The sequence below is a fragment of the Alcanivorax sp. genome (assembly GCF_002726155.1).
Classification (GTDB): Bacteria; Pseudomonadota; Gammaproteobacteria; order Pseudomonadales; family Alcanivoracaceae; genus Alcanivorax.
Map to the genome: position 1 here is coordinate 24487 of NZ_PBSH01000022.1, position 23309 is coordinate 47795.

The following is a 23309-nucleotide window of genomic DNA, read 5'->3' on the forward strand; positions in this document are numbered from 1 at the left end:
GCCTTGCATGCTCAGTCTTTCAGGCTGGTTCGCAATCTAGGCGCCCTTTTGAAGGTGTATGTCGATCCATCGAAAAAGGTCAACAACGAGTGCGGGCCAGCCTGAAAGACCCGAAGCACCCGTTCGGGCATAAAGGCGCGGCCTGAAGCGCACATCTGCTGCGCCTTGCCTTTAGGAAAGGGAACCACCCTGTCCGTCGAGACAAGACACAACAGCTGCACGCTTCAGGTCACGCTGAGCACGTAAGGAGTTTTTCAGAGGCTCCTTCAGCGCCATTGGGCAGGAGAGCCTCTCAAGGCACTCCTGCGGGTAACAATCGGATTTTCGTGCCGCTATTTTGCGTGCAACCACGCACGGCCTTTTTCTGTCAGCCCGCCTTTGGCGATAGTCAGGAATGCGGTGCTGGCTTCAGTGGCTTCCACTTTGACCTTGAACCGCATCAACTCATCTCGCCGGAAAGCATGAATCTCCATGACCTCTCCGGGCAGGAAACCCGACAGCAAATTATCAATATTGCTGGTGGTGGCCTGCAGGCCATCCACGGCAATAATCACATCACCAGCGGATAGCCCCGCCGCCATGGCGGCCCCTTGCTCAAACGCCACCGCGATTTTCGCCCCCATGGTATCCGGCACCAATCTGGCGCCCAGATGAGGGATACCATCCTTGCCCGCTCTGCCGCCGTTATCGCCATGCCCGGCAGCAGTACGCCAGTGCAGCTCCACGCCCCGGTCGGCCAGCAATTCCGCCAGCGGCAGATCCTCTGTGCTGTACAAGGCCTGATTGAAGAAGTCACTCATGTCGCAACCGGCGATTTCTTCCGCCAGTGGCTGAATGCCCTGCTCCGGTACGCCAACACCGGTCTGGCCATAGCGCTGCCACAACAGCCGCATCAAATCATCCAGGGTCTTTTTCTCTGCGGTCAGGTTGCGCAGGGTCAAATCCAGCGCCAGAGCCACCAGTGATCCCTTGGTGTAGTAGCTGACAATGGCATTAGGGGCGTTTTCATCCTGCTTGTAGAAGCGGGTCCAGGCATCAAAGCTGGATTCCGTCACCGTTTGTTTATGGCGACCCTGCCCCCGGTATACCCGCGTAAGCGTCTGCCCCAGCAGCTCCAGATAACTCTGTGGCGCAATCAGCCCGGTCCGCGCGAGGGACAGGTCGTCGTAATAACTGGTGATGCCTTCAAACGCCCACAGCAATTCGGTATGCACTTCTTGTGATAAATCAAAAGGCGTAAACGCCGCCGGTTTGATCCGCTTCACGTTCCAGGTGTGGAAATATTCATGGCTGCACAGCCCCAGATAAGAGCGGTAGCCGTCGCGGACTTTGCCCGGCTCATCGGTACGGCGCGGCAAATCATCGCGGGGGCACATCAGGCTGGTGGAATTACGGTGCTCCAGCCCGCCATAACCGTTACCGGTCACCAGGGTCATAAAGACGTAGCGATCCATGGGCGCTGGCTCGCCGAACATGCGGATATGATGTTCACAAATCGGTTTCAAATCACGACACAGTCGCGCCATGTCGGTTTTGTGGCGCCCTGCCAACACCACCCAGTGCGGCACACCACAGGCTTCGAACTGCGCATACTCAAACGGCCCCATTTCCACCGGGTGATCGATCAGGTCATCGTAGTTTTCCGCCTGGAACACACCGAAACCCAGCTCCGAGCCGGACTCCCTTTTCAACCCGGTGGCCACTTGCCAGCCGTTGTAGCCATGCCCTTGCGGGGCCTCTATGGCAACGTGGCAGGGCTGATCTTCATGGCCCATGGCGGCCAGGAACACGCAGCTGCCGTTAAAATAACCATGGGTGGTGTCCAGGTGCGCGCCACGCACGGACAAATCCCAGGCATAAACGTGATAACGCAGTTGTACCGGACCATCACAGGGCGGCACTTGCCAGGTCTGCTTGTCCCGTTTGGCGACAGGCAGGGTTTCGCCATGGCTGCTGGCTTCCACATGCACAATATGGCGCGCAAAATCGCGAATCATATAACTGCCAGGAATCCAGGCGGGCAAGCTGAACGCCTGCCCCTCCGGGGTCGGGTCCGCCACCGTCAGGGTCACTTCAAACAGGTGCGCCTCAGGGCGCAGCGGGCGAATCCGGTATTCGATCATGGTTACTCCTGACAGGTGTGTTGCTTTCATTCAATCGGGTTAAAGATAGGTCGCGCATCACAAACAAAACCGGGAGCCCAAGGCTCCCGGTGAACGGCCCAGGCCAGAGGTTAAATCATGTCATCCTTGGCCATCCGGTCCACAACAGCATCGGCCACACCGCTGGTCCCTGCCTGCAGGTCACTGGGGTTTACCGTGGTGGATTTGGCTCTCCATAGTAGCCCTTCCGGCTGGAGCCGGTACAGATTGGACTCCAGGAAGTACTTCTTGTCATTACTGAAATAGCCAGGTTCGTAGGTAGCATTCTGACGCACGTAATAGGTCTGGCCCATGGCACCGGACACCGCGATGTCTGGCGCAAAATTAGTGCCACCCTGGGTGTAGTGCATTTCTTCCTTGATATCGATGACGCTGATTACCAGTGCCGCTTCATAACCTTTCGAGGCGATATCGGCGGCCATTTGCTTGCGGCTCTTCCCTTCACTGTAACGGTCACCCAATACTGGTGCGGATGCCGTTGCTTCCACGCCCTGCGCTTTCAAAGCGGCCACAACATTGGACTCCAGCGAGTCCCGTGCCTGCTTGTCATTAACCACGGCTACCACCATGACCTTGTTAACATGCTCACCGGCCTGGTGATCCTTGGCCCGGGCGGAACTGCTAACCATGGTGTTATGGGCCGTACAGGCCGTCGCCAGCACCGCCACCACGAAAACCATCAGGAGACCTTTTATTCTTGCTATCATCTCTCTTCCTCATTGAGTTTCTTGACCTTGCCTCGGCAATGACGCACGTTTTGCGCAGCCGGAGACTATTATGACCGAACAGATGATCCATCACACCACGGATGATAACCATGTCGTCGCCATCCACCACTGGCCCTGCGAAGCGGCAGCGGCCAAGGGCACGGTAATCTGGCTGCACGGTATGTCCGAACACGGCTCACGTTACCAGAATCTGGCCCGTACCTTGAATGCTGCCGGTTGGCACCTGTATTGCCCGGACCATCGCGGTCATGGTGACAGTATCAACGAGGCCTGCCCCGCGGGCCACGTTGGTGATCAGCACGGCTGGCAACATTTGGTCAATGACGCCGCCAGCGTCATTCATCTGGCCAAAGAGCAACACCCGCGGTTACCGCTCGTGCTGGGCGGCCACAGCATGGGTTCCTTTATTGCACTGGGCGCAGCAGAGCAACACGGTGATGCCCTGGCCGGCCTGGTGTTGTGTGCCAGCAGTTATCATCCTGGTGCCTACTACCGCTTGATGTCTCTGCCCATCCTCTTCGAGCGCATGCGTCGGGGCAAACGCAACCCCAGCCCGCTGATACGCAAGCTCACCTTTGGTGCCTGGGCCACCCAGGTACCGGAACCCGCCACCGATTTCGACTGGCTGAGCAACGATGCCGAAGAAGTGAAACGTTATATCAATGATCCGCTGTGCGGGTTCGATTGCAGTACCGAAACCTGGGTGCAGCTGGTTACCGCCATGCGTCGCATCCAGAGCATTTCAGGCTTGTCCGAGCTGCCGGAAAACCTGCCTGTGCTGTTGTTAGGCGGTGAACAGGATCCCATGAGCGACAACGGCAAAGGCATGATGGCCCTGGAGAAGGTACTTCATGCCATGGAACAACCGCTGACCACGCACTTCTGGCCGCAAGGTCGACATGAAATTCTCAACGATCACTGCCGTGACGAAGTGCACCAGGCAATCACCGAGTGGTTGGGAAGTCTCTGAAAAACCGGGTCACGTGCGACATAAAAAAACCGGGCAAAAAGCCCGGTTTTTTTCAAACGCCTGGCGCTACTTGAACAGGCTGTTCTTGATGTCCTTCAGCCCATCCAGGGTGCTATCCCAGGTTTTTTCCACGCTGTCTTTGACGTCTTCCCAGCGCGAATTGCTGTCGTTGCGCACTTCGTCCAGCTGTGCGGACAGCTCTTTGCGCTTCTCTTTCAATTCCAGCTTGCGGGTTTCCCACTGATGGCGGACATCCTCACCTGCTTTGTCCGCTTTGACTTGCAGCTGGTCGAATTCATTATCCAGCTCGTCCAGCTTGCCTTTTACCTTTTCGATGAAAGTGTTGCGATCCATCACAATCTCCTTCAATGAGTGGTACCCCAGACAATGGGGCCCATTTCCGGCTTTTCCATGACCGGGTTGTAAAATTCCGGTTAAAGCTGAGACTGCTCCTGCTCACCCAGCGCGGCGACATAGCCCAAATAGCGGTTCTTGATTTCCCGCACGTATTTGACTGGCTCTGAGCCGCGCACATACCCATAGCGGGCCTGGCGAGCATATTGGGGCTTGGACAAGAGCAGCATGGCCTCCTCCACATGGCCAAACCACTTGTCCGGATCCTTACCAAGGCGCTGCGCCAGGCGCCGGGCATCTTCCACATGACCATGGCCGGCATTGTACGCGGCCAGCGTAAAGTACAGTTTTTCCGCCAGGTCCAGGCGCGCGGGAAAGCGCTGCTCCAGCCAGTCGATATAAGCCAGCCCCGCTTCCACGCCATTCTTCGGGTTAGTCAGATTACTGTAACCAAATTGCCGGCCGGTACGGGGCATCACTTGCAGCAGTCCCTGAGCTCCGGCAAAAGAGCGGGCGTTCGGATTAAAGCGGCTTTCCTGGTACATCTGTGAGGTAATCAGGCGCCAGTCCAGGCCATACTTGAGCGACTCGCCACGCACCAGCTCATCGTAGGGCGAAATATCCCGACCCGCTTCCACCCGATAGGCCTCATGGGTCGCAATGGTTTTCTTTTCCTTGAAATAGCGGTTGTAGGTCACGTTGTAAAACAACCCACGATAACCCCGTTTTATATAGCTATTGAGCTGCTCGCGCAGTGCCTGTTGGGGTTCCCGGGTGACCCAGGCAATCTCTTTTGCTGGCTCGAACTGGAACAACACAGCAATGTCATCCCTGTAGGTGGATTCCATGGCAGCCAGATGGCTATCGGCCATGGTCAGGTCGTAATCGCCGTTGGCCACGCCATCGATCAACATTTCCGTACTGGCGTTTTCCACTTCCAGAATTTCGAACGTGCCCCCCGCCTCTTGCAACGCTTTGAGCGTATCGTAATAGGCGGTTTCCGGGTTCACCGCCACCGTGCGTCCTGCCAGTTCCTCAACGGTCTCCAACGGTGTGTCCCCCGCCTCGCCGATGAGCTGCTCATTCACTTCCAGATAACGCTCACTGAAGGACCAGCCTGCGCTCTGCCGCTCTGCCGTGACGGTCATGGAAGCGGCGATGACATCCCCTTCCCCCGCTTCTAGGGCCGCAAACATGGAGGACGGGGTATCGTGCACAACAACCCGGACACGCAAACGATGCTGCTTGGCAAAGTCCTTGATCAGGTCGTAATCAAACCCCATCAGCTCCCCTCGCCACATAAAATAGCTGGCCGGGTTATTGGAGGTGATGACTCGCAACACCCCTTTTTCACGAATCTCAGCCCAGTCACGCTCTTCCTCACTGTCCACGGAGGTAATGACCCGCTCGCTGGTAATGTACTGGTTGATCTGATCCAGCAATTCACTGCTATCCGGGCGCACAGCCCAAGCGATGCGACGCTTGCGGTTGGCCACTGGCCCCGCTACAGCCTCCCCGTCCTCTTCAAGCAGCGCATCGAGCATGTTGCTGTCGACGATACTTGCCGCCAGCTCACCGTTGGCCACGCCGTTGACCAATTCCTCATCCGAAACATTGCTTTCCAGCACTTCCAGGCTGATGTTGTCGTGGCGCTTGGCCAGTTTGATGGCGGTTTCCTGATAGGCGGACCCTTCCGGTACCGACAGCGTCACCTCTCCCATCTCCGTTAGCGGCAGGTCCGCCAGTGCCCGCGGCACCACCATGCGCTCCTGTACAGCGTTTACAGGGGTGGAAAATGCGAGGCTTTTCTGGCGCTCTTTGGTCACCGAATAGTTGGTGATGATGATATCGGCCATGCCCTGATTGATGAGAGTGCTCAGCTCACCAAAATTGTCGGCATACACCCAGCGCGGCTCCAGTCCCAGGTGCTCAACAAACTCTTCCGCTTGCTGCTGGTATTCGCTGGCCGGGATGCCATCGCGGGGCAGGCCTGAGGGCTCGTCAAACCGGGGGGCCAATAACCGAACGAACCCCCGCTCCTTCAGCGCAGGCAAATCACCGGTTTCCTGGTAGTTCTCAAAGGTGCTGACGACCTCCCCCACCTCCGGCTCCTTGTCACAGCCGGCCAGCAGCGTGAAACCGAGACATATGAGGATGAATATGCCTGTTCGCATGGGCGCCCCCTTTCCGTTCTAGTGTTTATTTCTTAGCTCAGGGTACCAGCCTATGCCCATCAGGCGATACTTTTTAGGTGATCCGTACTTATCTCCGAAAACGGCGTTTGCTGATATACGTACCAAAAGCGGTTAACCAGTACGCTATTTGTGCTCGAGACGATCAGAGAGCCTCTGAAAAGGCCTGCGCCCGGAACGAAAAAAGGCCTGAACCTCCCCTGTGACAACGTATTCTTCTCAGAATCATTGCAACCGGTTTGATTCAGGCCTTTCACGTGCCCCGAAACGCTATTGCTATCGTTCGGGGCGGCGACCCGAAGGTCCTTTCCTTATTTCCCTGCTTTGCCGATCAGGGCGTACCGACACAAACATCGTGAACACGGAACGCTTTGTTGGCATTCACCAGGCCAGCATAGTCCAGCTGAATGGAATCGAACGGCTGGCTAGAGGCCGGGGCAGCGATGAAGCGCTGATCCGAATTGGCACCCAAGCCCAGCAAGTCCAGATCCAGCAAGCCGCCACCTACAGTAGCGCTATCCACTTCCACGCCGTCATTAAAGAAACGAATGGTGGTGAAGTTGCCCAGCAGTTCCAGATTGAGCAGCTGGGAGCTTGGGTCGCTGACCACAAAGCCAACAACGCTGTCTGCAATATCCACGGACTGGTCAATGGCGTCCGCAGCCACAAACCCGCCACCGTAGATCAAAGCCGCGCCGATATTGATCTGTGCGAAGGTGGCGTTATTTCCGTCAATTGCCTGGCCCTCGTCATCCACGGAGCAACCCAGGCACACGCCCAGCACGCCGCTGTCTGCCGTGTAATCGGTATTGGCCAACTGCTGATAAGTGGTGGTAGCGGAGCAAGTGAAGCCATCGTCGTCACAGACGTCGCCTTTACCATCGCCATCGCCGTCAGCCTGATCCGCATTGGCAATCAGAGGGCAGTTGTCAGTGGCATCGGGAACACCATCACCATCGGTGTCAGTGGGATCACCGCCGCCGCCATCACAAACGTCACCGATGCCATCACCGTCGCTGTCTGCCTGGTCCGCATTGGCCGCCAGTGGGCAGTTATCGGTATCGTTATCCACGCCGTCACCATCACGATCGTCATCACAAACATCACCAATGCCATCCACATCCAGGTCAGCCTGGTCGGTGTTAGGAATGTTCAGGCAGTTGTCATTGGTATCAAGGATGGTGTCACCGTCACGGTCGTCTTCGCAGACGTCACCAATACCATCGGTATCCGTGTCTTTCTGATCCGCGTTTGCCGTGAACACACAGTTGTCATTGGTGTTATCCACACCATCGCCATCCGCATCGTCATCACAGACATCACCGATACCATCGTTATCCACATCACCCTGTTCCGGATTGAAGATGGCAGGACAGTTATCTACCCCATCGTCGATACCGTCGTTGTCCTGATCATTGTCCTGATCACAGGCATCGCCGATACCATCGCCATCGCTGTCATCCTGAGTCGGATTGGCTACCAGCGGACAGTTATCAGTGGGGTTGTCTTCCCCATCACCATCACGGTCGTCATCACATACATCGCCGATGCCATCACCATCCTGATCTTCCTGCATGGCATTGGGGTTGGCGGGACAGTTGTCCACGTTATCGGGCACACCATCATTATCCTGGTCAGCATTATTACCAACCGGCGTGTTACCGCCGCCACTGCTGCCATCACCATCAGCTTCACAACCGGCCAATCCCAGACCCAGCAAAGCAGTCAGCATGATTACAAAAAACGGTTTCATATACATATTCATGTCTATTCTCCTACTGCTCGCTAACGCGGAATTCAACGCGACGGTTCATGGCACGGCCAGATGAGGTCTCATTACTGGCGACCGGAACGACTTCACCATAACCACGAGCGGTAAGACGCTCAGCTGCTACGCCGTTATCAATCAGGTATTGACGTACGGCCTTGGCACGCTCATCGGAAAGGGTTTCGTTGTATGCAGCGCTACCGGTGCTATCCGTGTGGCCCGCAATCTCAACATCAAAGTTAGTCTGAGATTTCAACGCTTTGACAAGACGGTCCACTAGCGGACGGGAGGTTGCGGTGAGCTTGGCAGAATTAAGCTCGAAGCCAATGTTATTGAAGGTAATGGTCTGGTTGGTCAATAGACAGCCATCGCCATCCACCTTGCCCCCGGCAATGGTGTTCGGGCACTTGTCACGGTTGTCCGGAATGCCGTCGCCATCACTGTCGGCAGCGGCTACTTCCACAACTTTCTCGACTTCACGAGTTTCGTAGACAATTTTTTCCACTTCGACGATCTTGGTCTGACCGAGAGGCACTTCCAGGCCCAGAGAGAAGCGCCAGTCGTTAAACCCGCCTTCATCTTCAGACACCGTACCGGTAATACCGTCGAAATCGTCATACATATAACGGGCTTCAGCGCGCAACTTCAGGCCGTTATCAAAAATAGGACCGGTAACCGCACCCAACCCCACATTGGCGTGCAAATCAAAGCCATCATCATCGTCTGGCACTACATCGTTGTAGATGCCGCCGATCTGGGCCAGTACGAAAGGCGTAAACCCTTCGCGGTCGCCAAAGGCATAGGCCACACCGGTGCTTACCGTGTACTGGTAATAATCAGCAGCGCCTTCGACCCCGGAATCCAGGCCATACCCGGCACCTTCGGTCTCCCACCACCAATGTTCGGATAATTCACGGCCATAGACCAAACCAGCACCCAGCCCCTTGCGAGACAGGTCCCGATCTTCGTCCAGTACCAGATAGTGCAGCATAGGCGCGACATACTGCCGCGTGTTGGGCTCTTTCATGTCCTCTGCGGCAATCGCTTGCGTCGCTAACGCGACACTCGCTGCCAGCATGGATATACGCGTGCTTCCTTTCATGACTACCCCCCTTGGGTATGAATGATCTGTGCAACCATTGGAATAGGTGGGGAAAGAAAAAAAAATAGGCGTCCGGTGCCGTTGCGTTGGAATATTGTTGTGAACCCGTTCATGTTCCTGCTTTCTGTATCTAAGCGTATCTTTTCGTATCCTTCACGCCCGTTCAGCAACAAAATGCACCCGTTTGCACCAATGGCACCAAGTTGGTACTTTGGTGCAAATTACAAGAAAAGCCGGATTATGAAACCCACACGCTCACGCCGCATGCGCCGCTGGCTGGTTGCCATTGTCGCTCTCATTGTTATCGCCGCCCTGACTCATACCGCCTGGCCGTTTCTGTTTTTCCCTCGCCAGCAGGTCGATATCCACCTTAACGAACCGCTTGCGCCCAACCGGGCCAACACTGCTGTGGCGGGTATTGCCGAACGGGACATTACGCCGCCAACAGGAATGCCCAAGTTTGGCTATTCCGCCTGGGCCAAGGTTGCTGACGGCTTTCGCACCCGCCTGAAAGCGCGAGCGTTTTATCTGCATGCTCCCGGGCAGACGCCCATGGCCATTGTGCAACTGGACCTGGGCACCGGCTCCCTGCCCCTTCACCATCGCGTGGCAGAGCGCATCGCAGAGAAAACCGATGTACCCGCCCACGCCTTGTCCTTACTGGTGACTCATACCCATTCCGGCCCGGGGCAGTATCTGGGCAGTGACTTCTATAATGTCTTTGGCAGCAACAAACCCGGTTTCGACCCTGCCTTATTTGAATACCTGAGCGAACAGATTGCCGACGCGGTAATCGCGGCTTATACATCCCGGCAGGAGGCCCGCTTCGCCGTCGGCCAAAGCGACATCCGGGGCTATACCCGTAACCGTTCCATCGGCGCCTGGGCGAACAATTTCCCTGACGGCCAGCACCTGGATGACGACCCGATGATGGCGGTCAACCCCACCATGACCCTGCTACGCATCGACCAAAAGCAAGGTGACCGCTTTGTTCCTGCCGGTGCGCTTAGCCTGTACTCCATTCATGGCACCGCCATTCCCCCCTTTACCCGTCCTTACCACGCCGACGTCTGGCACTGGATCAGTGGCACTCTGGAAGACGAACTTGCAGGCACAGCCCCCGGCTTTATCCATGGCGCCGCCCAGGCCACCCACGCCGACAATAATCCGGCCTGGCACACAGACCAGCGTGGCGACCTGGAAGCGCAGCGTATCGGCATGGCCCTGGGCGAACACGCCATCCAATTGTTTCACTCACTGGATGGGCAGCTCACTAACAAACTGGACACCGCCGTCGCCAGCCGCCAACTGAACCTGCTGGACCAGATCGACACAGGGCGCTTCGGGCTCTGTGAGCGTGCCATTGCCGGGGCCGCCGTCGCGGGGGCCGCCAATGGCGATGAAGTGTTTCCTATTTCCTACTTGCCCTTTCTCAAGGAAGACTGGCCTCGACGCTTTTTCACCGACAACTGCCAGGGCGTAAAGCAGTGGATGCTGTCCAAGTTGCAACTGCTGTTACCCGCGGAACGCTTCCCCCATCAGGCCTTGTTCCAGATCGTACGGATCAACGATCTGGTCATCGTGCCGCTGCCCTGGGAAATCACCCTGGAAAGCGGCAATCGCCTGCGCAATGCGGTTACCGATACCTTGCCCGCCGACACCCATTGGAAAGTAGAAGTCTCCAGCCTGGCCAACGGCTATTTCGGCTATGCCGTCACCCCCGAGGAATACCAGCGGCAATACTACGAAGGTGGCCACACGCTCTATGGGCCCCATACGCTGGATTTTCTGATTGCCCAGAGCAGCGAGCTGAGCCGCGACCTGCAACGAACCGGGGACATTAACGACATCCCCCGCAAGCAGACCTTCTCCCTGCTTTCGCATCAGTACTTTCCAGAAGCACAGCAAACGGCAGCCCCGGTCTCTCCCACGGCTGTCCAGTGGCAAGGTCATCCGGCCCTCGAGCCCGGCGACCCCACCACCGGCCCTTACTGGCGCATGTCCCTGCTGGCCGCCCCCGCCGAACAGCTGGCGCTCGACACGCTGGAGCTTGCTATTGACTGCCGGGGGCAGCTCGCAGCCACTGATGACGGCGCCGCGTTGCAACTGCAATGGCAGGAACAACAAAACAGCCAGGACAAATACGAGGTGCGCTGGTATCCCGCTCCCGGGCAGCCACAAACAGGCTGTCGTTTTGCTTTTTCAGCCGACCCGGCCGCAGCTCCGGCGCAGCACTCCCCCGCGATTCCCTAATTGGCGGTTAAAAGTGAGCGGTTAAAAACGGGCAGTTAAACGCCCGCCAGAACACAAGAGATTGTGCACCAGTTGATGTGGCGCCTGCGTGGCGCTGTTACACTGGGGGCACGCCATTGAAGGCACCGCTCTTGCCGCCGGAGATTTCCATGCGACCGCTTTTTCGATACCTGTTACCCGCCCTGCTCGTTGCCGGCTGCGCCAGCACTACGGACGTGACCACCCGCTTCACCGACGAGGGCAGCCACCCGCCGCAAGGTACCCTGCTGCTGGTCGCCCACACCCCGGAAGGCAACATCCGCGAAACCTGGGAATTAACCTGCAGGGATATATTTTCAAGTGATTCGTTGACCGTTTTGCTCAGCCATCAGGAATTACCGTTATGGTATGAGGGCGGAAAAGAACGCATCCTCGACTGGGCGCAAGAAAACGATGTAGAGCGGATTCTGGTCGTCGAGCTGACCCACCTGCTGATAGATGCGGCCGCACCGCCGGCAGCCGGCAACCAGCTCAACCCCATGGAACAATCTGCTGGCGACGTGCAGCCAACCTGGCAAGTCGGGATTGGCGGTGAACTGGCCAAAGACGAGGTCCCCGACGCCCTGCGGCAGCATGGCGCAGAGCTGATCAATGCCAACGGCAAACCGCTCTGGACCGGTATCGCCACCACCCACGAAGCCAGCAACGCCGTTGCCATCGCCAAAAGCCAGTGCTCGGCCCTGCGTCGCAGCTTGCGTGAACAAACCCTGATTCCCTGACCGGTCAATGTCCGTCAGGGAACGGTAAAACGGACTCTGACAACGGACATCAACATTATGACAGGCCCACTTAACGGACTGACCTTCATCGAACTGGCCGGCATTGGCCCCGGCCCCTTCTGCGGCATGATGCTTGCCGACATGGGTGCCACCGTTATCCGCATCGACCGCCCCGGCGGTAACCCGCATTCCGCCATCGGCCACACCGTCCTTTTCCGCAATCGCCAGAACCTGGCCGTGGACCTGAAAAGCGCCGAAGGCATCGAAACCGTTCTGAAGCTCTGTGAAACCGCCGATGGCCTGTTCGAGGGCTTTCGCCCCGGCGTCACTGAACGCCTGGGCGTGGGCCCGGAGCAATGCCTGGCCCGCAACCCGAAACTGGTCTACGGCCGCATGACCGGCTGGGGCCAGACCGGGCCACTGGCCCAGGCCGCCGGTCACGACATGAACTACATCTCCCTGTCCGGCGCCTTGCATGCCATGGGCCGTGAAGGTGAAAAACCCGCCATCCCGCTTAACCTGGTCGGCGACTTCGGTGGCGGTGGCATGATGCTCGCCTTCGGTATGGTCTGTGCTGCACTGGAAGCCCAACGCAGCGGCAAAGGCCAGGTGGTCGACTCTTCCATGGTAGAAGGTTCCGCCGCCCTCATGGCCATGTTCTACGGGCTAAAATCCCAGGGTATGTTCACCGACAATCGTGGCACTCACATGCTCGACTCCGGCGCACACTTCTATGAAGTGTATGAAACCGCCGACGGCAAATACGTTTCCATCGGCAGCATCGAACCCCAGTTCTATGCCCAGCTGTGCCAACTGGCCGAGCTGTCCGCCGAGGACTTTGGACATCAGATCAACCCGCCCAAGTGGCCGGAAATGAAACAAAAGCTCGCCGCCGTCATCAAACAAAAGACACGGGACGAGTGGTCCGCGCTGATGGAAGGCACCGATGTCTGTTTTGCACCGGTTCTCAGCCTTGAAGAAGCGCCCTCACACCCCCATAACATGGCTAGAAAATCCTTTGTCACCGTCAACGGCGCTGCACAGCCAGCACCGACACCGCGCTTCTCACGCACTGCAGCCGGCGAGATAAAACCCGCCACCACTGCGGGGGCAGATAGCCGGGCAGTACTGAGCCAGGCTGGCTTCAGTGACAGTGACATCGATGGCCTGATCGCCAGTGGTGCTGTAAAGCAGGACTGACCCCCGCTTGCCCCCACTGGCCGCATTGACCTGTAACACCTGCCTGGCCACAAGTCCGGCAGGTGTTGATGCCCCATTGGAGGAACCATGAACGCAGTGATCCCCGGCACATCCCTGGCCATTCACCCGGAACGCTTTCCTGATCCCGTTGACGACCTGCCCGCCAATGGCATTGCCAAAGCGGTTCTTGCCGGCGGTTGTTTCTGGTGTGTGGAAGCGGTCTATCTGAATCTGGAAGGCGTGAACGCCGTGGTCTCCGGTTATGCCGGCGGCCATGCTGCCCGCGCCAATTACGAAGCCGTCTGTACTGGCACCACCGGCCATGCGGAAGTCATCGAAGTAGAATACGATAGCGCCGTAATCAGCTTTGGCGAACTGCTCAAGGTGTTCTTCTCCGTAGCCCACGACCCCACCCAGAAAGATCGGCAAGGCAACGACCGGGGCACCCAGTACCGCTCCGCCATTTTTTATCATGATGACACCGAGAAAGCGGTGGCTGAGTCATATATCCAGCAGCTGGATAATGCTGGCGCCTTTATTGCTCCCATCGCCACCACCGTGGAACCGCTCGACGCTTTTTATCGCGCTGAGGATTACCATCAGGATTTCGCCCGTCGCAACCCCAATCAAGGCTACATTACCCATATTGCCAAACCGAAAGTGGAAAAGCTGATCCAGGCCTTTCCTGACAAACTCAAAACCCGAACACCTTAACCAAACAAACTCAAGGGAGTGCCTGATGACCCAAGCACTGTCCGCCAGCGGCTTCGACCTGACGCCCCTGAGCGAAGAAGAGAAACAGGCCCGCGCACAATCGCTGACCGAAGAAGAACGCCGCATCCTGCTCAACCAGGGTACCGAACCCCCGTTCTGCGGCGGCCTGCTGGATAACAAGGATGACGGCAACTATCACTGCAAACTGTGCGACCTGCCGCTGTTCACATCCAGTGCCAAGTTTGAGTCCGGCACCGGCTGGCCCAGCTTTTACGAACCCTTCGATCCACAACACATTCGTGAACTGCGCGACAGCAGCCACGGCATGATCCGTATAGAGATCCGCTGCGCCCGCTGCGATAGCCACCAGGGCCACGTCTTCCCCGACGGCCCGCCTCCTACGGGTCAACGCTACTGCCTGAACTCTGCCTCCATGGTGTTCAAGGCCCAGAACTAATCCACGCCAGCCATAGGTAGGCGCTTTGCTGACAGCGCGATAAACCAAGTCGGCTCTGCTGTAGGAGCACCTCTCGAGGTGCGAACCTGAGCCTCAACGAAGGATCGGTTTCAGATTGCCAATGCACAAAACGGGCGGTTCGCACCTCAAGAGGTGCTCCTACGGTTAATGCGTTAATCGCCCCGCCAGCGACCCTCCTGCAGCGATTTTCCCCGCCCTTAGCGCCACACTGACTTGACCACAGAGCACAGCGGCACTTTCTGTCATTGCCTTGGATTACACACTGTTTACCATCGGAGATGACTCCCAAGTCACCCTATTTCCGATGATTTTGCTTCCCGCGTCGCCCATGACGCAGAGCAGAACGACACGATCCCAGGAGGCACCATGAACGCCGCAACCCCGGCTCCAGCCCGCGAAGAATCCGCCCAGACCCGTTGGGACCGCATTCCCGTCATCAAAACCGGTGACGACTACCTGGCCAGCCTGCGCAACCGCGGCACTCGCCTGTTTCTGTTCGGTGAACTGATCGATGAGCCTGCGGATCACCCCATCATCAAGCCCAGCATCAATGCCCTGCGCGCCAGCTACGATCTGGCCATCGACGATCCGGAACTGGCCACCGCTTGGTCGCCGTTGATCGACGCTCAGGTAAACCGCTTTCTGCATATCGTGGAATCTCCCGGCGATCTGGTAAAAAAGAACAAGATGCAGCGGCGCATGGGCCAGATCACCGGTACCTGTTTCCAGCGTTGTACCGGCCTGGATACCATCAGTGTGCTGCACTCCGTCACCTACGAAATAGACGAAAAGCACGGCACCCAGTATCACCAACGGTATCTGGACTTTCTCAAAGAAGCCCAGCGCAAGAACATTCTGATTGCCGCCGGCATGACCGACCCGAAAGGTGACCGCAGCAAACGCCCCGCCGAGCAGGCCGACCCGGACATGTTCATGCGCGTCACCCGCCGCACCGACAAGGGCATCTACGTAAAAGGCGTCAAGGCGCACATGACCGGCGGCTGGAACCAGCACTGGATCTGCGTGCTGCCCACCATGAACCTGACCGAAGGCGACAAGGACTATGCCGTGGTCGGCATGATCCCCGGCGACGCCGCCGGCATTACCTATATCTACGGTCGGCAAAGCTGCGACACCCGCGCCATGGAAGGCGGTGACATCGACCAGGGCAACGCGCAGTACGGCGGCCAGGAAGTGCTGGTGTACTTCGATGATGTGTTCATTCCCAACGAGCACGTATTCATGGACGGCGAATATGAATTCGCCCAGGAACTGGTCACCCGTTTCACCGCTTACCACCGCGCCAGCTATGTATGCAAAACCGGCCTGGGCGATGTCATGGTCGGCGCAGCCGCGTCCATCGTGGAATACAACGGCCTGGAAAAAGTCAGTCACATCCGCGACAAGCTGGTGGAGATGACCCATCTCAACGAAACTATCTACTCGTCCGGCATCGCCAGCTCCCACGAAGCCAAACAAATGCCCAGCGGCATCTTCATGAACGACACCATGCTGGCCAACGTGTGCAAGCACAACGTGACCCGCTTCCCCTACGAGATATCCCGCCTCGCTCAGGATCTGGCCGGCGGCATCATGGTCACCATGCCCAGTGAGCAGGACCTGGAAAACGAAGAAGCTGGCGACATCATTCGCCGCTTCCTCAAGGGCCGCGAAGACATCCCCACTGAAGACCGCATGCGCATTCTGCGGCTCATCGAGAACATGACCCTGGGCCGCAACGCAGTGGGTTACCTCACCGAGTCCATGCACGGCGCCGGCAGCCCCCAGGCCCAGCGTATTCAGATCCTGCGAGGGATGGATGTGGAAACGAAAAAATGGCACGCCCGGAAACTGGCTGGCATCAAACAAGAAGCCTGATTTCAGCGCGAAATTAAAGGAAACGCCCTAAAAGAGCGCACACCGCCTGTGTGCGCTCTTTTTATCACTAGGTAAATATCATTGCCAAACCACCTTTAAATACCATTTATCGCAATTTACTCATGGAATATTCAAAAAAGTTATAAAAAAGTTTGATATCCTCAGTGGCTCGTGGGTTGCAACCGCAAAAGCTTGCCTCGAAAGGAGACACTAATGGATCAGTATCGGACCAACATGGTTCCAAACACATTGCTTTTAATGTTGTTTGAATACCTTGAAGCAAAAGGAATTGATGCTGCCACCTTTCTGAAGCGACCAAGACCAGACCTGACGACTGAAGAGCTAATTGGTGTCCCCATACTTGAATGGGCTGAAATGCTGTATGCGTCTGCCGCCTTACTGAAGGACGAAAACTTCGGGCTTAGCCTGGGAAGCTTTGCCAAGCCAAAACATACAGGAATAATGAGTTACCTTACCTTCTCCTCAGAAAACCTGGGACAGGCACTCCTGGAGTTCAACAAATACCAGCGACTTCTCTATGACGTAACACCAATGACCATCAGGGCCCACGGACCACATATTGAGCTAGTATGGAATGGGCATATGTGGCGGCCAGGGCAGATAGTTGATGAATGTTCCCTTGCCACACTAATACAGACCTGTCGAAATATATGCGGTGAAAGCATGTGCCCCACTAAAGTCTGTTTCATCTACGAAAAACCTGAAGACACCAGCCCCTACGAAGAATACTTTGGTTGCCCTGTTCATTTTTCTTGCAGTGAAACGGTAATTCAAACTGACCTGGAAACGCTCTCGAAACCAATCTCTTCTAGCAACAAATTAATGCTGAAATCGCTTGAAGCCATCGCTGACAAAATGATCATCGAGCTCCCATCTGCTCCAAAAACAGCCACTGAAATGAGAAAAATAATCGTTAAAAAACTGAGGATCCAAAACCTTTCTATCGAGCAAGTCGCGGCTGAGATTGGCGTCAGTGAACGAACCCTTCAGCGACATTTGAAAGAACTAAACAGCAGCTTCAAAAACGAAGTGGGAGAAATCAGGCACAACATGGCAAAAAAATGCCTGCTTGAAACCAATCTGGACGAATCTGAAATTAGCCAAATGATCGGCATTAACGACCCGAACAAATTTATTGATAAATTTGAAAGAAAAGAAGGCATGACCCCTCATCGATACAGACTTCAGAATCAGAAATAAAAAAGAGGGGCTGCGCAAACAGCCCCAAATGCCAGGAGACAAAAGGCAATCTTCAAAAAGCTGAGTTATTTGTGCATACCTCATGGATTCTAAAAGTCTTCGCGACGCTAAAGAACCCTGCGTAATCCAAGCGAACAGAATCAAAGCTAGAAGGAAGATCACTAATCCGAATAAATCGAGGCGCTTCGTTAAAACCAAGGCCAAGCAGATCTATATCAGGATAGCCACCACCAATAACTTTTGAGTCAACCTGATCGCCATCATCGTAAAACCTTACAGTCATAAAATTTAACAGCTCAAGATTCAGGAAAGGCGCAGCAGGATCCGAAACAACAAATCCGATGGATTCGTTCTCAAAGTTAATAGAACTATCCTTTGCATCAACTTCAAGAACGGCACCGCCATAAACCAGGCTAACGCCAACGCGAAACTCAGCAAATGTGTCACCGTTATTATCCAACGCGTAAGCATCATTTTCAGTAGAACAGCCAGCACAAACTCCGATAGGGTGCCCATCAACACTGTATTTGTTCACGTCCAAAGATCGATACAAACCAGCATCAGAACATGTGAAGCCATCTGCATCACACGAGTCGCCTCGGCCATCACCATCTGAATCAAGCTGATCCGCATTAGCAACGTCAGGACAGTTGTCTATTGAATCAATAACCCCATCACCATCAGAGTCTTCTGTGCTAGGTGTTCCGCCATCCAGGCATGCATCACCATATATACCACCATTCAAGTTAGCCTGATCTGCATTGGTTATGTACACGCAATTATCGGAGTCGTTGTCATGACCATCGCCATCAACATCTGTATCACAGGCATCACCGATACCATCCGCATCGAGGTCAGACTGGTCCGGATTTGGAAAAAGAAGGCAATTGTCCATGCCATTTTCTGCACCATCACCATCGAAATCACCTTCGCAAGCATCTCCGTACCCATCATTATCGGAGTCTAACTGATCAAAATTGGCAACAAAGGGGCAGTTATCCTGATCATTATCGAAGCCATCATCATCGCCATCGAAATCACATGCATCGCCGATATTATCCAGATCAATGTCGCCCTGCTCTCGGTTAGCTACGTCGAGGCAGTTATCAACGTCATCGTCATGGCCATCCAGATCTGAATCCTGGTCGGTATCCGTATCACAGGCATTACCGATACCATCATCATCATCGTCAGCATTGGTGGCGTCATTAGAAAACTTGCAGAGATCCTCATTATTTGGGATACCATCACCATCAATATCACTATCGCAAGCGTCGCCAACACCATCTGAATCAATATCAGATTGTGAGTAATTCGCCACATCAGGACAGTTATCAACAGAGTCACTGGTGCCATCATTGTCCGAATCCAACGCGCTCTGACTTCCGCCATCCCCAGCGGAACCACTAGCGGATGAGCCACTGCTAGCCCCACCGCAAGCAACAAGCACTAAAGAGAAAAACAATACTACGGTAAGAGCCCCAAAATTCCTTACTCTTTTGATTTTCATTTAACCAATCCTTGTTAGTGCGAAGTGATTTGAAATTCAACGCGGCGATTCATTGCTCGCCCAGACTCAGTTTTATTCGATGCAACAGGGACTGACTCCCCAAATCCAAAGGAAGTTAGCCTTTCAGGATCAACGCCTTTATATATCAAGTATTTCCTCACTGATTCAGCACGCTCTTCAGACAAACGAATATTGTAATTCGCACTGCCAGTGCTATCAGTATGACCACGCACTTCCGCCTTGATGTCATGCTCATTTGACAATGAATCAGCAATAACATTGAGCGTCGGATACGAGTCTTTCAAAATACGTGATGAGTTTGTTTCGAAAAATATATTACTAAAGCTAATGATTTGGTTATGGATCAGACAGCCGGAGCCATCAACCTTCGCACCAGAAATTGTTGAAGGGCACTTATCATAGTGATCGACAACACCATCAGCGTCGGAATCAACATAGTAACTGTCATCAGGTTCAGAATTATTTTCTTCAACCACAATGATTGGTTTGGCGGAAGGCCCACCAAATGGAATTTCGATACCAACACTGGCGCGGACATCTTCAAAGCCACCATCCTTAATATCACCATTACCAGCAGCCACGCTGCCGATATTGTCATAGCTATACCTGACATCAGCTCTCAAATTAAAATCCACGAACGGAAGCGGCGTAACAAAACCCACCCCAGCATTGGCATAAAAATCCAGGCCATCACTGTCGTCAGGAATCACGTCATTATAGGTTGCACCCACCATAGCGATTAGAAATGGGGTGAACCGCTTACGGTCCCCGAATGCATATACAAGACCTGTAGTAAGTGCCGACTGATAATAATCAGATCCGCCACTCACGCCAGTATCAAGAGTGAAAAAGTCCGCTTCAGTCTCCCACCAAATCCTTCCTCCTAGTCCATGCCCATAAACCAGAGAAGCCCCCTCACTGTCATCTGATATGCCACGCTCTTCATCAAGGAAAAGATGGGTATACATAGGCGTTATGTACTTCCTACCTTTGTTTGTTTCTGCAAGAGCCTCACCAGAAACAAACAAAAAACCAAAAACCAAGAGAACAACTCTTGGTCCGATAAAATCATTCATATGCTACTTCCTTGGTCAGCAACTTCATTTAAATAATTTATCTGTTGATATTTGAAAATATAAAATTCAAAACTATAGTGTAGCCAACATCGCAGGCACCGCTTAGCTGAAACTTTAATCATGCCAACAGGGCAACGCTTGACACTGCACGACACTATTTGTCAATTCGCGACACAACTTTCCAGGATGGAAAAAAGCAATGGACGTTATCCCCGGAACATTTGTCCCGCTCTTGATCGAATTTCTAGAAGCATCGAATACTGACCCTTCTGCCACGCTAGGAATCAGTCGCAATGAACTGGCGGAATTAAACCTGGAAATCTCGATACAGCAATGGCAGTCAATGCTTAAAAGAAGCTCACTACTATTATCTGAACCTGAGATCGGATTAATTCTCGGCAGCAGAGTTAAGACAAAACATATAGGAATAGTGGGCTATCTAAGCATGGCCGCAGAAACTCTTGAGCAGGCACTAGAATTATTCAAGAAATACTCGCCTCTTATCTATATGGCAACACCACTACAGATAAGGGAGCAAGCAAAATATATTGACTTGGTATGGGGGAAGAATGGATATATGGCCGGACCTTTAGTCGATGAATTTTTTATAGCCACACTCGTAAAGACAATTAGAAACCTGACCGACAATGAGGAACTATCTCCCATTAAAATTCAGTTTATTAACCCAGAACCTGAAAACATAAATACCTATGAAGACTTCTTTGGTTGCCCTGTATTGTTTGACAGAGAGGAAACCATTGTTAGAGCGGACAAAAAAATACTTTCAGAACCCATAAAGTCATACGATGGAAATATTCTTAGAATTCTAGAGCGAGCAGGAAATGATCAACTTAAATCCAGAAAGAAAACGCTACCGACCATTGTCAAATTAAGAGAAATAATCAGCAAGAATATTGGCGAACGAAACCTGGACATTGATATGATAGCGAGAAAGATGAATGTAACTGCAAGAACCCTGCAAAGAAAACTCAAGTCTGAAGGAACAACATTCAGGTCCCAGGTTAATGATATTCGCGAAACGCTCTCCAAGCAGTACTTATCAGAAACCGATATAGAAATAACAGAAATAGCTCTACTTCTTGGCTATTCAGAGCACAGTGCCTTCAGCCGCAGCTTCACCCGATGGACTGGATTATCTCCAGTTGAATACCGAAACCTTCAAAAGCAAACAAGTTAACGTCATGGCGGGAAATAACAAAAACAACATTTAATAACTTAGAGAAACCTATGCCAACAATCCTAATTCGCCATCCGAATAAATATGACAACGGCGATTTTTTTATAGCATCTCAAGAAAAGCAACAAATTCAGTACAATTCACACTGAAACAACAAAATCAGAATCCCGCCCAATAAAGCCCCAAAACTCTTCTATACTAGAAGCCTGATCAATGATAATTTCATTCAAGAAAACCCTCTCCTGAATTCCTGGCAATAAAAACACCCCCCCCTTTCATCCAAAAACTTTTAAGTATATCGGCGCCTACCCGATAGTTTGAGCAGGCGCGATATTGCTCATGAATGAAAAATTGATTTCACACAAATCATTCAAACCAGCAAAATCACAGTCGAATAACCTCCGCTAATGAGTATCACAATCATTCACCTTACAGAGATATCAGCAACCGCTCTCAGAAATCTGATTTACCTCAATCAATGACAATTTCTACTCTGCGATTCATCGCGCGCCCTTTCGCATCAAAATTCGACGAAATTGGCGCACTCTCTCCAAGCCCAGAAACATCAATAAACCTGACATCAATGGAGAAACGCTCACGGATATAGTCAGCTACTGACGCAGCCCGCATGACCGAAAGCTTGTAGTTATAGGCAGCATTACCCACAGAGTCAGTGTAACCCCTCACTTTCAAGCGAGATATTCTCTGGGAATCTCCGTTAGCAATATAAGCATCAATAGCGTCAGCATTGTCTTTACTGAGCTGCGCAGAACCGAATGCGAAAAACACATTCAGCGGGTCTGGATAATGTGCAATGGCTGGTTGACTGTAGCAACCCGTTTCATCAACATCCAATCTCAGACTATGCGGACAAGCATCAACCACATCATCATAGCCATCACCGTCACTATCAGATAGTGACTGTATTACCGGCTCGGGCGCTGCGTCCGTTGATTCGCCCATAGAGCCGAAATTATAAAGGGTATACGGATTTAATGGTTGATGGGGCACCTTCACCCCACCAACCTGATACCACCCTCAGATGGTTGATAGATTGACCCCGTAGTTGAGTTCCTCTGCGAAGTCCGGCAGTCCGTAACCGATGGTGTAGAACGGAGAGACCTTCGCAGTCGGGGCCTTCTTCTTGTGCTTCGTGGTGTAGAGCATTCGTGCCCGCATCACCTCGAACGAGTAACCACGCCCTTCACGGTTCTTGTCCTTGGCCAGTCGGTTGATGGACTCCGTGTAAGCGTTGGTGACGGGCATGTCCGTCTCGAAGTAGGTCATGATCTCTTCGCGCCAGTTGCCCACTGCCCTGACCAGATCGCTCCAGACTTCCTTCTGGCCCTTTGGAATGGTGGCTATCCAGTCATCCAGGGCGGCTTCTGCCTGTGGCCGGGTGGTGGCGTTCCAGATGCCGTAGAAGCGTTCCTTGTGCTCGTAGGCGGCCAGCAGTTGCGGGAATGCGCCTGTCCAGGTCTCCATGATGAGTCGCTCCCGGTCTGAGACTTCGTGAGCGCGTTTCAGCAGGATTTTCCGGTCTCCTTTGAGGGTTCGGCTCTGGGAGGGTTTCAGCTCCTTTCTGAGGCCCTTGCGCACTCTCTCTAGGGCATCGTTGGCCATGCGAACCACATGGAACTTATCGACCACGATACGGGCCTGGGGCAGCACAGCCTTGACCGCTGCCCGGTAGGGGTTCCACATGTCCATGCTGACGATCTCGACC

19 protein-coding genes are annotated in these 23309 nt (G+C 53.9%); 9 read left to right on the forward strand and 10 right to left on the reverse strand.

Going from position 1 to position 23309, the window contains the following annotated elements; all coding sequences use genetic code 11:
- Nucleotides 1-332 precede the first annotated feature (332 nt).
- Together CL546_RS06715 and CL546_RS06720 are read right to left on the reverse strand one after the other, a co-directional pair.
- Entirely contained in the window at nt 333-2123 is a 1791-nt protein-coding gene (locus CL546_RS06715; protein ID WP_290493811.1) for a M61 family metallopeptidase, read from the reverse strand.
- A gap of 110 nt (nt 2124-2233) precedes the next feature.
- A complete protein-coding gene (locus CL546_RS06720; RefSeq protein WP_290493812.1) occupies nt 2234-2869 on the reverse strand; it encodes a hypothetical protein in 636 nt (211 codons plus the stop codon).
- A gap of 70 nt (nt 2870-2939) precedes the next feature.
- Here CL546_RS06720 and CL546_RS06725 point away from each other — a divergent pair, with 70 nt between their 5' ends.
- Nucleotides 2940-3860: an alpha/beta hydrolase gene (locus tag CL546_RS06725; RefSeq protein ID WP_290493813.1), complete on the forward strand. Its 921-nt coding sequence runs from the start codon at nt 2940-2942 to the stop codon at nt 3858-3860.
- A gap of 66 nt (nt 3861-3926) precedes the next feature.
- Here CL546_RS06725 and CL546_RS06730 read toward each other — a convergent pair whose 3' ends face one another.
- The 4 genes from CL546_RS06730 to CL546_RS06745 form a co-directional block, all read right to left on the reverse strand.
- A complete protein-coding gene (locus tag CL546_RS06730; RefSeq protein ID WP_007150438.1) occupies nt 3927-4214 on the reverse strand; it encodes a sll1863 family stress response protein in 288 nt (95 codons plus the stop codon).
- Nucleotides 4215-4294: 80 nt separating this feature from the next.
- Nucleotides 4295-6388, reverse strand: coding sequence for an MltF family protein (locus tag CL546_RS06735; protein WP_290493814.1), 2094 nt, complete (start codon nt 6386-6388; stop codon nt 4295-4297).
- Between the two features lie 349 nt (nt 6389-6737).
- On the reverse strand, nt 6738-8171 hold the full coding sequence (locus CL546_RS06740; RefSeq protein ID WP_290493815.1) for a thrombospondin type 3 repeat-containing protein: 1434 nt from the start codon (nt 8169-8171) through the stop codon (nt 6738-6740).
- A gap of 10 nt (nt 8172-8181) precedes the next feature.
- Complete coding sequence (locus CL546_RS06745) at nt 8182-9276, reverse strand: OmpA family protein (RefSeq protein WP_290493816.1); 1095 nt, start codon at nt 9274-9276, stop codon at nt 8182-8184.
- Nucleotides 9277-9516: 240 nt separating this feature from the next.
- Between CL546_RS06745 and CL546_RS06750 the strand changes: the two genes are divergently transcribed.
- The 7 genes from CL546_RS06750 to CL546_RS06780 all read left to right on the forward strand — a co-directional run bounded on the left by CL546_RS06750 (nt 9517) and on the right by CL546_RS06780 (nt 17778).
- A complete protein-coding gene (locus CL546_RS06750) occupies nt 9517-11529 on the forward strand; it encodes a neutral/alkaline non-lysosomal ceramidase N-terminal domain-containing protein (RefSeq protein WP_290493817.1) in 2013 nt (670 codons plus the stop codon).
- Between the two features lie 149 nt (nt 11530-11678).
- Nucleotides 11679-12287, forward strand: a complete 609-nt coding sequence (locus CL546_RS06755; protein ID WP_290493818.1) for a hypothetical protein — start codon at nt 11679-11681, stop codon at nt 12285-12287.
- A gap of 57 nt (nt 12288-12344) precedes the next feature.
- Nucleotides 12345-13487 (forward strand): CaiB/BaiF CoA transferase family protein, encoded by a 1143-nt coding sequence (locus CL546_RS06760; protein WP_290493819.1) that lies wholly within the window; start codon nt 12345-12347, stop codon nt 13485-13487.
- Nucleotides 13488-13574: 87 nt separating this feature from the next.
- A complete protein-coding gene (gene msrA / locus CL546_RS06765; RefSeq protein ID WP_290493820.1) occupies nt 13575-14201 on the forward strand; it encodes a peptide-methionine (S)-S-oxide reductase MsrA in 627 nt (208 codons plus the stop codon).
- A gap of 25 nt (nt 14202-14226) precedes the next feature.
- Nucleotides 14227-14658 carry a peptide-methionine (R)-S-oxide reductase MsrB gene (msrB, locus tag CL546_RS06770; protein ID WP_290493821.1) on the forward strand — a complete coding sequence of 144 codons (432 nt, stop codon included), beginning with the start codon at nt 14227-14229 and terminating at the stop codon, nt 14656-14658.
- 387 nt (nt 14659-15045) lie between these two features.
- A complete protein-coding gene (locus tag CL546_RS06775) occupies nt 15046-16557 on the forward strand; it encodes a 4-hydroxyphenylacetate 3-hydroxylase family protein (RefSeq protein ID WP_290493822.1) in 1512 nt (503 codons plus the stop codon).
- A 213-nt stretch (nt 16558-16770) separates the two neighbouring features.
- Nucleotides 16771-17778, forward strand: coding sequence for an AraC family transcriptional regulator (locus tag CL546_RS06780; RefSeq protein WP_290493823.1), 1008 nt, complete (start codon nt 16771-16773; stop codon nt 17776-17778).
- Between the two features lie 52 nt (nt 17779-17830).
- Here the strand turns inward: CL546_RS06780 and CL546_RS16545 are convergent, their stop codons facing one another.
- Complete coding sequence (locus CL546_RS16545) at nt 17831-19288, reverse strand: thrombospondin type 3 repeat-containing protein (RefSeq protein WP_290493824.1); 1458 nt, start codon at nt 19286-19288, stop codon at nt 17831-17833.
- Between the two features lie 14 nt (nt 19289-19302).
- Nucleotides 19303-20385 carry an OmpA family protein gene (locus CL546_RS06790; protein ID WP_290493825.1) on the reverse strand — a complete coding sequence of 361 codons (1083 nt, stop codon included), beginning with the start codon at nt 20383-20385 and terminating at the stop codon, nt 19303-19305.
- Nucleotides 20386-20584: 199 nt separating this feature from the next.
- Here CL546_RS06790 and CL546_RS06795 point away from each other — a divergent pair, with 199 nt between their 5' ends.
- On the forward strand, nt 20585-21583 hold the full coding sequence (locus CL546_RS06795; RefSeq protein WP_290493826.1) for an AraC family transcriptional regulator: 999 nt from the start codon (nt 20585-20587) through the stop codon (nt 21581-21583).
- 471 nt (nt 21584-22054) lie between these two features.
- On the opposite strand, the gene CL546_RS06800 is transcribed toward CL546_RS06795, so the two are convergent.
- Together CL546_RS06800 and CL546_RS06805 are read right to left on the reverse strand one after the other, a co-directional pair.
- On the reverse strand, nt 22055-22600 hold the full coding sequence (locus tag CL546_RS06800; protein WP_290493827.1) for an OmpA family protein: 546 nt from the start codon (nt 22598-22600) through the stop codon (nt 22055-22057).
- 21 nt (nt 22601-22621) lie between these two features.
- A partial coding sequence (locus CL546_RS06805) for a transposase (protein WP_290493828.1) occupies nt 22622-23309 on the reverse strand: 688 nt, incomplete at its 5' end.